This window comes from Enterobacter sp. BIDMC 30 (genome assembly GCF_000534355.1).
In the GTDB taxonomy this organism is placed as follows: Bacteria; Pseudomonadota; Gammaproteobacteria; order Enterobacterales; family Enterobacteriaceae; genus Enterobacter; species Enterobacter ludwigii.
The window spans coordinates 1354999-1371115 of sequence record NZ_KI973169.1 but is presented as its reverse complement, the minus strand read 5'-3'; the positions used below and the strand labels follow the sequence as shown (position 1 = coordinate 1371115).

The following is a 16117-nucleotide window of genomic DNA, read 5'->3' as shown; positions in this document are numbered from 1 at the left end:
AATACCTAAATGAGCCAAATCTCTGTTATATCGAAACTCACTGGCGTGGAAACTACCACGGAAGGCACACAGGTTACGCTGAGCCATTCCTCTATCGTTGAGCTTCATGTAGAGCGAGCCGATGTCTCCCACTTCGCCCGCAGTGGTAACGATCTGGTGGTCACGCTGCACTCTGGCGAGGTCATTACCCTGAAGAATTTCTACGTCACCGACGCGGAGGGGGTGAGTCAGCTGGTCCTGGAAGAGAGTGACGGTGCGCTGTGGTGGATTGAAGATCCTACCGGGGCTGCTACCTACGAATCTATCGCCTCCACGGACGTATTACTGGCGGCCTCAGGCGGTGATACCGGTGGCGCAGCCATCTGGCCATGGGTACTCGGTGGTCTTGCTGTCGCAGGCGGGATCGCTGTCGCGGCAAGCAGCGGCGGCGGAGGGGGTGGCGACGATGATGATGACAATACGAACCCCGGCACGCCGGGCAATCCTTCCGATCCGGATACCACACCGCCAAATGCGCCTTCCAACCTTCAATTCTCCTCAGATGGTAAAACTGTCACAGGTACTGCCGAACCCGGCAGTACGATTACGCTGAAAGACGCGGACGGCAATCTGGTCGGCACGGGTAAAACCGGTAGCGACGGCAAATTCACCATTGTTCTGGGCACACCGCTGACGAATGGCGAGCAACTTACCGCCACAGCAACCGACTCATCAGGCAATACCAGCCAGGCCGGCCATGTTACAGCACCGGATACCACCGCACCCGATGCGCCCGATATCGTAATTGTGAATGACGACGTTGGCGGAGAAACCGGACCGCTGACTAACGGTCAGCGTACCGATGATGCCCGCCCCACCTTCAGCGGCATCGGCGAAGCAGGCAGTACCATCACCCTGTACGATAATGGTCAGCCGATTGGCACGACCAAGGTTGATGCCAGCGGAAACTGGACCTTTACCCCGGGTACAAATCTCGCTAACGGAAGCCATTCCATTACTACCACCGCGACCGACGCGGCAGGTAACACCAGCCCAGCCTCCGGCGCCGTGACCTTTGTGGTGGATACCGTCGCCCCCACAGCGCCGGCCATCACGCTCGTGTCAGACGATACCAATCCGGTCACCGGCTCGGTCAGTAACGGTGGTAGCACCAACGATCAGCGACCACAGCTTACCGGCACCGCGGAATCCGGATCTACGGTCACCATTTATGATGGCGGGATCGCGATTGGCGCCGCTGTCGTTGCCAGCAACGGCACCTGGACGTTTACCCCTTCGATCAATCTCAGCGAAAGCACGCATCAGCTCACCGTCCGGGCAACCGACGCCGCCGGTAACACCGGACCGGCTTCCCCGGTGTTCACCGTTACCGTCGATCTCACCGCACCAACTGCGCCAACCGCCATCGTGCTGAACGATGACACGGGTGCCATCAAAGGCGCAATTACCTCCGGCCTGTTCACTGATGCCGCTAAACCTGTTCTTGCAGGGAGAGGAGAGCCCGGTGGGACAATTACGATTTTTGATAACGGCGTGCCCATTGCGACCGTTAAAGTTCAGCCCAACGGCACCTGGAGCATCACACCGGACAAACCGCTTTCGGAGGGGGCTCACTCAATAACGGTGCAGGTCACCGACGCTGCCGGGAATCAGAGTGGGTTGTCGCAGCCAATCAACTTCATTGTCGATACCACGCCACCTGACACGCCCGACATCACGCTTAATCCGGCAGGCACGCAGATTACCGGCACTGCCGAGCCAAACAGCAGCATTGTCATCACCAGCAGCGACGGCACCATAATTGGCCGGACGACAACGGACGGCAACGGCAACTTCGTTGCCACGTTAACGCCGGCGCAAACTAACGGCCAGCAGATCTCCGTGGTGGCGTCTGATGCTGCAGGTAACCAGAGCACACCTGCGACCGTCACGGCTACGGACACAACCCCTCCTGTCGCCCCCGGCAACCTTCAGGTGGCAGAAAACGGCCAGAGCGTCAGCGGCACGGCGGAGCCAGGCAGCACCGTCACCATTAAAGATCCTAACGGCGCGGTCATCGGTGAAACCATCGCCAACAGCGATGGCACCTTTACGGCGGTTATTAGTCCTGCACAGACCAACGGTGAAGTGCTGACGGTCGTGGCAACCGACGGCAGCGGTAACGCCAGCCTGCCCGCTACAGCCGATGCACCAGATACCACGGCGCCACTGGCTCCGGATAACGTTGTTGTCTCAGATGACGGTACCAAAGTGACAGGTACCGCAGAGCCGGGCAGCACCGTGACCATCCGTGAAAATGGCGTCACGGTTGGCGAGGCGAAAGCCAATGACGACGGCAGCTTCACCGTCACGCTGACCCCACCAAAAGCCAACGGTGAAACCCTGACCGCAGATGCCACCGATCCCGCCGGCAATACCGGGCCAACAACCCCTGCCATTGCGCCGGATATTACCGCCGCGCAAACGCCGGTTATCGTTTCAGTGGACGACGATGCCTCTGCCACTACGGGCCCTGTCGCCCAGAACGGGCTCACTAATGACCGGACGCCAACCATAAACGGAACGGGCGAGCCTGGCACAACCATCACGCTCTCCAGCGGCGGCACGGTCATCGGCACGGTACTCGTTCCGGCATCTGGCGTATGGAGCATCACGCCATCCTCACCGCTTGCTGATGGCGGCCACGTGCTGACGGCAACGGCAGTTGACGCCGCCGGTAACCCAAGCGGGCCATCAAATGCCTGGAGTATCACTGTCGACGGTACCGCACCCGAAGTACCGGTAATTTCGCAAGTGGTGGACGATGTTCAGGGAAGTACAGGCGCGCTCACCGCTGGTGCCATCACGAACGATCCAACCCCGACACTCAACGGCACTGCCGAACCGGGCTCAACGGTCACCATTCGTCTGGACGGTGTTGATATCGGCACCGCGCTGGTCGGTAGCGGCGGCGCGTGGACATTTACGCCAGGCACACCGATTGGTAACGGTGAGCATACCCTGACTGCCGTCACCACCGACGCGGCAGGTAACATCAGCCTGCCGTCAGGCGGCTTCACCTTTACGGTCGATATCACCCCGCCACCGGCGGCGACCATCACAACCGTAACCGATGACGTCGGTGACGTTCAGGGCCCGCTCACCAGCGGCGACACCACGGATGACACGCAACCGTTGCTGCAGGGCAGCGCGCCGGCGGGTACGGTTATTACGCTTTATGATGGCAATACCCTGCTCGGTACCGCCACACTCGACGGTACCGGCGGCTGGAGCTTCACCCCTACCACCCCGCTCACCAACGGCTCGCACTCTCTGACAGTTCATGCGACCGATACCGCCGGGAATACGACCGTCTCCAGCCCGTTTGTGCTGGTGGTCGATACCGTGGCACCCGCCACGCCGGAGACGCCAGAAATCACCGTGAACCCTGACGGCGGCACAACAGAAACCCCGCTGAACCCGGGAGAAACCACCCGCGATACCACGCCGACGCTGAGCGGCACCGGCAATCCGGGCGATACCGTGACTATCTACAACGGCACCGACAAAATTGGTGACGCCGAGGTGGACAGCAACGGTAACTGGACATGGACACCGGATACCCCACTGGCCAACGGTACCTACGACATCACCCTGACCGTCACCAACAAGGACGGCGCGGGCAACGAAAGCGCCCCGTCCCAGCCGGTGACCATCACCATTGACACCGACCCGCCAGCTACGCCAGCAGCACCGGTGATTACGGACAGCGTCAGCCAGATAACCGGACCGGTTGCCGACGGGGAAACCACGAACGATCCGCGTCCGGTCCTGAGCGGCACCGGCACAGCGAACGATGTGGTTATTATTTATGACAGCATTAATGGTCAGCCTGCTACCGAAGTGGGTCGCGTCACCGTAGACAGCAACGGCAACTGGAGCTGGCGCCCTGACGCCAGCATTGATGAGGGAAGCCACGAATTTACCGCCACCGCCACCGACGAAGCCGGTAATGTTTCGGCGGCGTCACCGGGGATCACTATCACCGTTGATACCGTGGCACCTGATACGCCTGTCATTAGCGCCGTTGGCGGTAAGCCAGACGGTGGTGTTACCACGGATACTACCCCCGGTGTGGGCGGTACCGGCCCTGCGGGCGAAACGGTCATCGTTTATAACAATGGCGTTGAACTAGGACGCGTCGAAATCGGCAGCAATGGCGAGTGGTCTCTCGATCTTCCGACCCAGACTGATGGCCCACTCAACATCACCGTTGCGGCAGTCGATGCTGCGGGTAACGTCAGCGGCCTCAGCCCGGTCTTCACCGTCACCGTTGATACCACTGCGCCAGAAATCCCGCTGATTAATACGGTGTCTGACAGCCAGCTCACAAGTAATGTGCTTTATACCCGTGACGGCACGCCGACCCTCACGGGCACCGGCGAACCGGGTACCACCGTTATCGTCTCCGTAGACGGTACAGCATCCACAGTGCCGGTAACGGTACAGTCGGACGGCAACTGGAGCTGGACCGCCGACAGCACGCTGGCGGAAGGCCCGCATACCTTCACCGTCTCCGCGGTCGATCCGGCCGGCAATACGTCCGGTAGCTCTGCACCGCTTAGCGTTAACGTCGATACTCTGGATCCGGCTGCTCCCGCGGTTACTGGCATAGCCGCTCAAGGTACTCCATTGACCGGCACCGCCGAAGCGGGGGCTACCATCACTGTAACCGATAACAATGGTAATGTTCTCGGTACAGGCGTAGCCACCGGTGGCACCTTCTCCATCGCCCTCAGCCCAGCCCAAACGGATGGCGCTGTGCTGACGGTGACCGCGACCGATGCCGCGGGCAACCTCAGTCCTGAGGCATCCTACACCGTCACCGGTACGCTGCCGAATCTTCCGGATGTGCCCATCATTACGGCGATTAACGATGATGAAACGCCTGTCACCGGCGACGTGAAAGACAAAACCACCAACGACATCACCCCGACACTCGTGGGTACGGCCGAAGCGGGCAGCATTATCACCATCTACCAGGACGGCATCGCGGTTCCGCTGATCAACGTGATTGCTGATGCGGACGGTAACTGGAGCTATACCCCACTGATTGCGCTGGGTGAAGGGCTGCACACCTTTGAAGTGACCGCGACGGTCGGGCTCTCGACCAGCGGCCGCTCGCCGGTTGCAACCGTCACCGTTGACCTCACCGCACCGGACACGCCAACCATTGGCTCAGTGATTGATGATGTCGGCCCTGGCACTGGTCAACTCACCAACGGGCAGACCACCAACGACAACCAGCCTACCCTTACCGGCTCCGGCACGGTGGGCGATATCATCTCCGTTTACAGCAACGGAAACCTGCTGGGTACCGCAGAGGTCGGCAATACGGGGACCTGGGTCTTCACACCGCCTGCGCTGGCGGAGGGCAATAACGTTCTGACCATCCGCGAGACCGATCCCGCGGGCAATGAAAGTGGTCTGTCGACAGGCTTCACCATCGTCGTTGATACGGTTTCCACCACGCCAGCGATCACCAACGTAACGGATAATGTGGGCAATGCTGCCACCACGATTGTGAGCGGCGATCCGACTAATGACGCGACGCCAACCCTTTCGGGGACGGCGGAAGCGAACAGCGTGGTGAAAATTTTCGACGGCGGTACCCAGATTGCCGTGGTCACGGCTGACGGCACCGGTGCCTGGACGTTCACCCCTGACACCGCGCTCAGCGAAGGACCTCACGCCTTCACCGTTACCGCCACCGACCCACAGGGCAACGTCAGCCAGGTGTCTAACGGCTGGAACGTCGTGGTTGACCTGACGGCGCCAACGGTTCCAACGCTGGATACGGTTAACGACAATGCCCCTGGCGGCGTGACCGGCAACCTCACCAGCGGGCAAGTCACCAACGACACCACCCCGACGATCGGCGGCACCGGACAACCGGGTAGTACAATCCATATCATGAATAACGGTACGCAAATTGGCCTTGCGACCGTCGACGGAAGTGGTAACTGGACCTTTACCCCGAGCACGCCGCTGGGCGACGGCAACTATCTCCTTCGCGCCTACGCTACCGATGCGACAGGCAATGCGTCAGCAAACTCGTCGGTCTTTGCCTTTACCGTGGATGCAGCAGGCCCTGCTGCGCCACTGGTCAGCAGTGTGATTGACAACGTCGGCCCGGTCACCGGTACGCTCACTACCGGCAACAGCACCAACGACGCGCGTCCGACCTTCAACGGTACGGGCGAAGTGGGTGCCACTGTGCATATCATTGTGGATGGCAACGAGATTGGCACCGCGGTGGTTAATGCCCAGGGGAACTGGACCTACACGCCTGACACCGCCCTGAGTGACGGGCCTCATGCCATCACCTTCAATGCCACCGATGCGGCTGGCAACACCGGCAGCACGACGGCACCGTTTAACCTGACAGTGGATACGGCACCACCGGCGGCACCGGCCATCACGACCGCGGGAGACAACGCAGGCAGCATACAGACGCCGCTGACTTCCGGGCAAAGTACCGACGACACCACGCCAACGTTGACGGGCACCGCGGCAGCCAACGCCACGGTGACCATCTATGAGAACGGACAGCCGGTCGGCACCGCGCTGGCGGATGGCACCGGAGCATGGAGCTTTACGCCGTCATCAGCGCTGAGCAATGGCAGCCATACCTGGACCGCGACCGCGACCGACGCGGCGGGGAACGTCAGCCCGGCTTCGCCTGGCTTTACGCTGGTTGTTGATACCAGCGCCCCTAATGCGCCGGTTATCAGCCAGGCCGTTGACGATGCGGGCAGCATCACCGGCCCGCTCAGTTCAGGACAGACGACCGACGACACCGTGCCACGGCTTGTCGGGACCAGTGAGCCGTTTGCGACTGTGAATATCTACGAAGGCACAACGCTTGTCGGAACGGGCACCGCGGATGCCAGTGGCAACTGGAGTATCTTGCTCACGACCACCTTAGCCACGGGCGCGCATAGCTTCACGGCGCAGGCCACGGATGCAGCGGGTAATACCAGCGTTTCGTCAGCGGCCTTTAGCCTGACTATCGACACGACACCGCCTGCCCTGCCGGTGCTGAGCAGCATTGTGGATGATGTGGGCAATGCGGCTACGCCGATTGCCAATGGCGGATTGACTAACGACGCGCAGCCTACCCTCACGGGTACGGCGGAAGCGGGCGCCACGGTGAAAATTTTCGATAACGGCGTCCAGATTGGTAGCGCGGTCGCGACCGGCGGGGCATGGAGCTTTACCCCTTCTCCGGCGCTGAGCAACGGGTCACACAGCCTGACCTTTACCGCCACCGATGCCGCGGGCAATACCAGCGCCCCGACCACCGCCTATGTGATCAACGTGGATGCCGCCGCGCCAGCTGCGCCGGTCATCAGTGCGGTTGTCGATGATGTCGGCAGCATCACCGGACCGGTAACCGGCAATAACCCGACTAATGACGCGCGTCCAGCGCTGAACGGGACCGCCGAAGCCAACGCGACGGTGCGCATCTATGACGGCACGACGCTTGTCGGCACGGTCACCGCCGATGCGAACGGCAACTGGACGCTACCGCAAACCACCACCACACTGACGGAAGGCACGCATAACTTCACCGCCACCGCCACCGATGCCGCGGGCAACACCAGTACGCCATCGGCCACCACCACCATTACCGTGGATCTGACTGCACCGAACGTGCCGGCAAGCCTTGCCGTGATCACCAACGGTACGCACGTCACCGGGACCGCCGAAGCGGGTAGCACCGTTACCATCACCACCAGTACCGGAACAGTGCTCGGTACCGCGACGGCTGACGGCAGCGGAAACTTTAACGCGACAATCACGCCGGCCCAAACCAACGGTGAATCACTGCTGGTCTATGCCACCGATAAGGCGGGTAACGCCGGTGTCAGCACGTCGGTGATTGCCCCTGCGACGCCGGTGCCGAACGCACCGCTTATCACCACCATCAACGATAACGTCGGCACCGTCACCGGTAACCTGACCAACGGTAAAACCACTGACGACACCACGCCAACCCTGAGTGGTACGGCCCTGCCAGGCACCACCGTCACGCTGTATAACAACGGCGTGTCGATGGGAACGGCAGTGGCAGATAGTTCAGGCAACTGGACCTTCACCACCCCGGCGTTAAGCGAAGGCTCTCACGCCTTTACCGCCACGGCGACGAACAGTTCGGGCACCAGCCCGGTCTCTTCCGCCACCAGCGTGATTGTCGATCTGACGGCGCCAACGGCCCCAACCGGAACCTTTAACGCTGACGGTAGCGTATTGACCGGTAACGCGGAGGCAGGCAGCACCGTCTCTATCCGTCTTGGCGATGGCAGCACGGTGACCACAATCGCGGGCAGCAACGGCACCTACAGCTATACCTTCCTCAATAAACAGACGGAAGGTCAGACGCTGCAGATCACCGCCACCGATGCCGCAGGTAATACGTCGCAGCCAGGCTCAGCCCTCGCACCGGTCGTCCCGCTCTCCGCCAGCAATAACGTCGAAGAGCTGGATATCAGCACCACGGCCACCGTCACCAACAGCCAGTACAGTGATTATGGCTTCCTGCTGGTGGGTGCCGTAGGCAATGTTCTCACGTTGTTGGGTAATGATACTGCCCAGGTGGACTTCACGGTGGGCAGCGGCGGCAATGCGGATATTGTGGTGAACGCCAATGCCACGGGTGCGGTGCTTTCCCTGCTCAATACCCTTGAGCTGGTGGTACAGCGCTGGGACAGCGTCAACGGTACCTGGACTACCGTCGTGGATACCGGACAACCCCAGTTTGCCGATCTGCTGACCCTCGGGGCCACCGGCGTATCGCTGAACCTGACCGGGCTGGCGAACGGCGACTACCGGGTGCTGAGCTATAACACTAACCTGCTGGCGACCGGCTCCTACACCAGCCTTGATGTGGCGGTGAAAGAAACCAGCGCCGGTACCGTGACGGGCGACACCAGCCTGAACGGTAACGTAATTCTCGACGCCGACCCGACCGCGGGCAGCGACAACGCCCCGGCAGGGACCACGATCTCTGCTGTCACCAACGCACTGGGTGTCACCACCAGCGTGAACGCCGACGGCACGGTTGTTCAGGGCCAGTACGGTACGCTGACCATTAACCGCGATGGCAGCTACACCTACAACCTGACCGACACCAGCGCCTCGGTCGTAGGCCGGACGGAGAGTTTCACCTACACCATTACCCATAACGGCGTCAGCGCGTCGGCGAACCTGGTTCTGTCGCTGGGTGCCGGTACTACCGCTAACGGTATTGTGGCGGTAGATGACACGGCCTCGCTGACCTTTGACACCTCGGTCCATGAAATCAATAACGGCACCTCGTCGCAGGGCGGCTTTACCGTGGTGGGGATCAATCTCGGCAACACGCTGGGGCTGAACCTGCTGGACGATCTGAGCAATCCGATCATCTATAACGTGGAGGAAGGTACCACCCGCACCATGACCATTCAGGCTTCCGTGGGCGGTGTGGCGCTGGCGTCGGTATTCGACCTGTATGTCTACAAGTTCAATAACGCGACGCAGACCTTCGAGCAGATGCGCGTCGAACCGGGCTGGCTGCGTGCGCCGTTGCTGGGCGGTACCTCGTCTCAGCTGACGCTGAACCTGCCTGCCGGGGAGTACCTCTTCCTGCTGAATACGGCTGCAGGGATCACCGCCCTGACCGCCTACACGCTGAACGTGCTGGAAGATCATGTCTACAGCGTGTCGAGCGTGGGCGAGACCACCACCGGAGATGTGCTGGATAACGATGTCGCAACCGGCGCGGTGGTATCAGAAGTGAACGGCGTGGCGGTGAACAGCAGCGGCCTGACCGACATCCAGGGGGAATACGGCACGCTGAGCATCAATGCGTCCGGACAGTACACCTACACCCTGAAAGCCGGTGTGGGTGCTGACGCGATCAGTACGCCGGATACGTTTGTCTATACCATCACCGGACCAAACGGGGCGAAGGATACGGCATCGCTCAACATCACCCCAACCGCGCGGGCGATGGATGCGGTCAACGATGTCAGTACCGCGATGGACGTCACCTCGGTACATCACACGACGACCTACTCGGATACCACCGTCGGGACGGCCAGCTGGACAACCGCGCTGCTGTCATCAACCCAGGGCAGCGGGAGTGGAACCTTCGTGGTGGATCCGAACACCGCGCTGCATAACGTGTCGCTGCACTTTAACGTGGCATCGCTGCTGGCATTGGGCGGCCTGACGGTGAACTGGTCAATCAGTGACGGTTCGAATGTTGTTCGCAGCGGCTCCTTCAGCGGCGGTTCGCTGTTGGGTGGCAATATCGACATCGCGCTCTCCGGGCTGGACCTGAATGCCGGAACCTATACGCTGAGCTATACCGGTAGCGTACCGGGGCTCAGCGTGGGGAACATTACCATTACCCCAAGCGTGAACGGTACCACCTACTCGCTGACCCAGTTCGACTCTACCAGCGGCCACACCGTTGACGGCAACATCTTCGATGGCACCGACTCTGCCGGGGCGATGGATCAGTTGCATTCGGTGGATACCCGCCTCAGCGTGACCGGCTACAACGGCGTGACCACCACGCTGGATCCGTACACCGGCAGCGCAACGGTCAACGTCGTCGGCCATTACGGCACGCTGGCAATTGCTGCGGACGGCCACTACACCTACACCCTTAACACCGGGGTGTCGCTCTCAACCATCACCTCGAAGGAGACCTTCAACTACACCCTGACCGATGCCGACGGGAAAACAGACAGTGCCACGCTGACCATCAATATGGCGCCGCAGTTCATCAGTTCGGAACATAACGACGTCATTACCGGCACCGCCTACGGCGACACCCTGATTTACCAGGTGCTGAACGCCACCGCAGGCAACGCAACCGCGGGCAACGTCAGTAGCACTGCCGGCGATCACTGGACCAACTTCTCGCTCACGCAGGGGGACAAAATCGATATCGGCGATCTGCTGGTGGGCTGGAACGGGAGCAGCTCAACGCTCGGTAATTATCTGCATGTTACTAATAGTAATGGCAATACCGTGATCTCCATCGACCGTGATGGTTCAGGGAGCACCTACACTAATACGACGCTCGTGACGCTGGATAACGTCCAGACCACCTACGACGAGTTAGTGAACCAGCAACACATCGTTACCTGATAGCACCTGCACAAATGACCCGGGCGCACAGCGCCCGGGCATAAACAATAAAGCAGTACATTTTTATTAGGGATAAGACATGGGAATGAAGATGCCTTACTGGTGGCTCTCGTGCTGCCTGATATCTGTGCCCGCCCTCTCCGCGACGCCGGCGGCGATGATCAATACCGGACAACTCCGTGAAACGCAGGAACTCCCCTCTCTGAATGGCCGCGTGGCACCTGTCGTCGGCAAGGCTGCCCCCGGCACGCTGCAGCTTGGCGAAGCCGTCAACCGCGCCGTCACCTGGCACCCGGCCATCAGTGAAGCCGTGGGGAAACTCTACCAACAAAGCGAAGAGGTGGACGTCGCCAAATCGAAATACTATCCGCAAATTAATGCCGGCATGGATAACGGTTATACCCATGACGGCGACGATAATGGCTTTACCCCGTCGCTGGTACTCTCCCTCTCACAAATGCTGTACGACTTTGGCAAGGTGGCAAGCCAGGTGCGTGCAGAAAGTGCCGGCGTCGCCCAGCAGCAGGCCAACGTGCTGGTCAGCATCGACACCATCGCTCACGATACCGCCATCGCGATGGTGCAGGTGCAAACCTGGCAGCAAATGGTCGACACCGCCAAAGAGCAGCTTGAGGCGCTCTCTTCGATTGGTACCCTCACCCGCCAGCGTAATGACGAAGGCGCCACCTCACTCTCTGACGTGGTGCAGACCGATGCACGTATCGAAGGCGCGCGCGCCCAGTTGATGCAGTACCAGGCCAGCCTCGACAGCGCCCGTGCTACTTTGATGAGCTTCCTTGGCTGGAACACCCTCAACACGATCAGCAACGATTTTCCACAAAAGCTGGCCCGCAGCTGCGACATTGCCGAGCCGGACGATCGCCTGGTCCCGGCAGTATTAGCCGCCTGGGCGCAGGCTAACGTTGCCCAGGCCAATCTCGACTACGCCGACGCCCAGATGACACCGACCGTCTCGCTGGAGCCGGAGGTGCGCCACTACCTGAACGAACGCTATGCGGGTAATGAAACGCGGGATCGCACCCAATACTCCGCATGGGTGAAAGTGCAGATGCCGCTCTATCAGGGTGGCGGCCTCACCGCCCGGCGTAACGCCGCAGGCCACGCGGTAGAAGCCGCACAGTCCACCATTCAGCGTACCCGCCTCGAGGTACGCCAGAAGCTGCTGGAGTCGCGCAGCCAGGTATTAAGCCTGCTGAGCACGCTGCAGATTCAGGGCCGTCAGGAGGCGCTCAGCGCCCGCACCCGTGAACTCTATCAGCAGCAATATCTCGATCTGGGTTCACGCCCGCTGCTCGATGTGCTTAACGCCGAGCAGGAGGTCTATCAGGCGCGTTTTACCCAGCAGCAGACCCTCGGACAGTTGCACCAATTGCAGCTCAACTGCCTCTATAACACCGGGCAATTGCGTCACGCGTTCGATCTTGATAACCGCACCATCCAGACCGTGGAGATCCAGCCATGAAGCAACGCGATATCCCGCAAGGTGAGACCATGACGGATGAGGCCCTGGCGCAGTGGGCGCAGGCCTTTGGTTTTGTCGCCACGCGCTACCGCGTCGCCTGCTCCCCCGGTGCGCTGGTCGCGGGTGCGCCGTGGCTAAAAGGCAAACCGATGGTGCCCGCACTGACTCAACTGGCCCGTGAAGCAGGGCTGTCGTTTCAGCTGCTGACGGCGGATCAGCAAGCGATCAACAGCTGGCGTCTGCCGGTCGTGGCGGCAATGAACGACGGCAGGATCGGCGTGATCGAACATTTCGATGGCGACGATACGCTGGAGGTCAGCTTTTTCGACGATCAGACCTACACCAACCGGCTTTCGATGACCGCCATGCTGCCCGCCATCCGCCACGTCATTGCCCTGCGTCCACTGGCCGCGCTGAAAGACAGCCGCGTGGATGCCTATATTTCGAAATACCGTCCGGACTGGCTTTACCGGCTGGTGATGCGCGACTTGCGCCCCTACAGCTGGGTGATGCTCGCCGCGCTGTTCATTAACGTCCTGTCCCTGTCGGGGATTGTCTTTTCCATGCAGGTGTATGACCGGGTGATCCCCGCGCAGTCCTACCCGACGCTGTATGTCCTGACCATCGGCGTGCTGATCGCCACCCTGTTTGGCTTTGTGCTGCGCGTGGCACGCGGGCACATTATGGATCTGCTGGGCAAACGCTCCGATCTGCGCGTATCGGATCGGGTCTTCGGTCACGCCCTGCGGCTGCGCAACAGCGCCATCCCTCGCTCGACCGGCAGCTTTATCTCCCAGCTACGCGAGCTGGAGCAGATCCGCGAGATGGTCACCTCCTCCACCATCTCCACAATTGTCGATCTGCCCTTCTTTTTCCTGTTCGTGGTGGTGCTGGCGATCATCGCTCCCCAACTGGCGTGGATCGCACCGGTCGCCGCGGTGATCATGGTCCTGCCCGGTCTGCTGCTGCAGAAAAAGCTGGCAGAGCTCGCGAAGCAGTCGGCGCACGAATCCACCCTGCGCAACGCCGTGCTGGTGGAGAGCGTGCAGGGGCTGGAGGACATAAAGCTGATGCAGGCGGAAAACCGCTTTTTGCAGCAGTGGAACAGCTACATCCAGATCACCGCTGAATCTGGCTTGCGCACCCGTGAACTGACCCAGAACCTGATCAGCTGGGGAATGACTATTCAGAGCCTGGTCTATGCCGGGGTGATCGTGGTCGGTGCGCCGATGGTGATCGACGGTACGCTGACGACCGGTTCGGTGGTCGCCGCCTCGATGCTGGCCTCGCGCATGATCGCTCCGATGGCCACGCTGTGCGGCGTGCTGGCGCGCTGGCAGCAGGTCAAAGCGGCGAAAGAGGGACTGGACAGCATCATGCAACTCCCCACAGAAAACCAGCGTGAGGAGACGCCGATCCGCCAGGATGTACTGCGCGGTCACTATCTTTTCGAGCAGGCACAGTTTCGCTATCACCCGGAAGATCCGCGCATGGCCCTGCGCATTAACCGTCTGGAGATTAAGCCAGGTGAAAAAGTGGCGATCCTCGGGCGTAACGGCGCCGGAAAATCGACCCTGCTGCAGGCGATGGCGGGCGGAATGGATCTTGCCGGCGGTGAATTGCGGCTCGATAACTTCAGCCTCCCGCACCTCGATGTCGCCGATGTCCGGCGTAACGTCGGCTTTATGACCCAGAACGCCCGGCTCTTTTATGGCACCCTGCGCGAAAACATCACCCTCGGCATGCCGCGCGCCACCGATGAGGAGATTTTCGAGGTGCTGGAGTTAACCGGCGCTGCGGGCTTTGTGCAGAAACTGCCGAAGGGTCTGGACTACCCAATTATGGAGAACGGCGTGGGGTTATCCGGCGGCCAGCGGCAATCCATTCTGCTGGCGCGCATGCTGCTTCGCGACCCCAATATTGTGCTGATGGATGAACCGACTGCGTCGCTCGATGAGCACACCGAGCGGGAATTTATCCAGCGTCTGAGCGCCTGGCTTGGCAACCGCACCCTGATTGTCGCCACGCATCGCGTGCCGGTGCTGGAACTGGTGGAGCGCGTCGTGGTGCTCAAAGAGGGAATGCTGGTGATGGACGCGCCGAAAGCGCAGGCGCTGAACAACAGCCGCATGCAGCAACAGCAGCAGCAGGCAGCAACAGGACGGGAGTGGAAAAATGAAAATCAGTCAGCGTGACGTCGCCGCAATGGACGACCTGGACAATGCGCTCGACTCCGAAAGCGGCTACACCGGTGCGCGGCGGATTGTTATCTTCTCTTTACTGATGTTCGTGGTACTTGGCGTCTGGGCGTGGTTTGGCGTGCTGGATGAAGTCTCAACCGGCACGGGCAAAGTGATCCCCAGTTCGCGCGAGCAGGTTTTACAGTCGCTCGACGGGGGGATCCTTACCGAGCTGAACGTCCATGAGGGTGACCAGGTGCAGGCCGGACAAGTGCTGGCGCGGCTCGATCCCACGCGTTCAGAATCTAACGTTGGTGAAAGCGCGGCGCGCTACCGTGCCTCGCTGGCCTCCAGCGTGCGACTGTACGCCGAGGTAAACGATCTGCCGCTGAAATTTCCCCCTTCGCTGGCGAAGTGGACCGATCTGACCGCCGCCGAAACCCGGCTCTATAACTCACGCCGTGCGCAGCTGGAAGATACCCAGCGGGAGCTGCGTGCGGCATTGGATCTTGCGAATAAGGAGCTGGCGATCACTCAGCGTCTGGTGAAAACCGGCGCCGCCAGCCACGTGGAAGTACTGCGCCTGCAGCGGCAGAAAAGCGATCTGGAGCTGAAACTCACCGACGTGCGATCTCAGTACTATGTTCAGGCCCGCGAGGCGTTATCCAAGGCCAACGCTGAAGTGGATATGGTCTCGGCGATCCTCAAAGGCCGCGAGGATTCAGTGACCCGCTTAACGGTGAAATCTCCGGTGCGCGGGATCGTGAAAAACATCAAAGTCACCACCATCGGTGGCGTCATCCCGCCTAACGGCGAGCTGATGGAGATTGTGCCGGTGGACGATCACCTGCTGATCGAAACCCGTCTCTCCCCGCGCGATATCGCCTTTATCCACCCGAATCAGGAAGCGCTGGTAAAAATCACCGCCTACGATTACGCCATTTATGGCGGGCTGCACGGCGTGGTTGAAACCATTTCGCCGGACACCATTCAGGACGAAGCCAAGCCGGAGGTGTTCTATTACCGGGTATTTATCCGCACCAGCCAGGATTACCTGGTGAATAAAGCAGGCAGGCACTTCTCAATCGTGCCGGGGATGATCGCGACGGTGGACATTAAAACCGGTGAGAAAACGGTGCTGGATTACATGATCAAGCCGTTCAACCGGGCGAAAGAGGCGCTGCGAGAGCGCTAATCACTGGCTGTTTGTTTCTCCGGCCCTCTCCTCGTGGAAGAGGGCCGGAGTCATGGCATCCATAACCCGCAACAA

Annotated in this window: 4 protein-coding genes; all 4 read left to right on the top strand. The window is 60.6% G+C overall.

Annotated features, from left to right (window positions below; translation table 11 throughout):
• The first annotated feature begins 9 nt into the window (after positions 1-9).
• The 4 genes from L466_RS15730 (at position 10) to L466_RS15745 (ending at position 16042) form a co-directional block, all read left to right on the top strand.
• The gene (locus L466_RS15730; RefSeq protein ID WP_032680439.1) at positions 10-11184 is read left to right on the top strand and encodes a BapA/Bap/LapF family large adhesin; all 11175 of its coding nucleotides are present in this window, start codon (positions 10-12) and stop codon (positions 11182-11184) included.
• Between the two features lie 79 nt (positions 11185-11263).
• A complete protein-coding gene (locus L466_RS15735) occupies positions 11264-12667 on the top strand; it encodes a TolC family outer membrane protein (protein ID WP_014171284.1) in 1404 nt (467 codons plus the stop codon).
• Complete coding sequence (locus L466_RS15740) at positions 12664-14862, top strand: type I secretion system permease/ATPase (protein WP_014171285.1); 2199 nt, start codon at positions 12664-12666, stop codon at positions 14860-14862. The genes L466_RS15735 and L466_RS15740 overlap by 4 nt, the downstream gene beginning before the upstream one ends.
• 10 nt (positions 14863-14872) lie before the next feature.
• On the top strand, positions 14873-16042 hold the full coding sequence (locus L466_RS15745) for a putative HlyD family type I secretion protein (protein WP_086462978.1): 1170 nt from the start codon (positions 14873-14875) through the stop codon (positions 16040-16042).
• Positions 16043-16117 lie beyond the last annotated feature (75 nt).

Coding starts and splice junctions, on each gene's coding strand:
- L466_RS15740 (WP_014171285.1), top strand. CDS start 12,664: ATGAAGCAACGCGATATCCCGCAAGGTGAGACCATGACGGATGAGGCC.
- L466_RS15730 (WP_032680439.1), top strand. CDS start 10: ATGAGCCAAATCTCTGTTATATCGAAACTCACTGGCGTGGAAACTACC.
- L466_RS15735 (WP_014171284.1), top strand. CDS start 11,264: ATGGGAATGAAGATGCCTTACTGGTGGCTCTCGTGCTGCCTGATATCT.
- L466_RS15745 (WP_086462978.1), top strand. CDS start 14,873: ATGGACGACCTGGACAATGCGCTCGACTCCGAAAGCGGCTACACCGGT.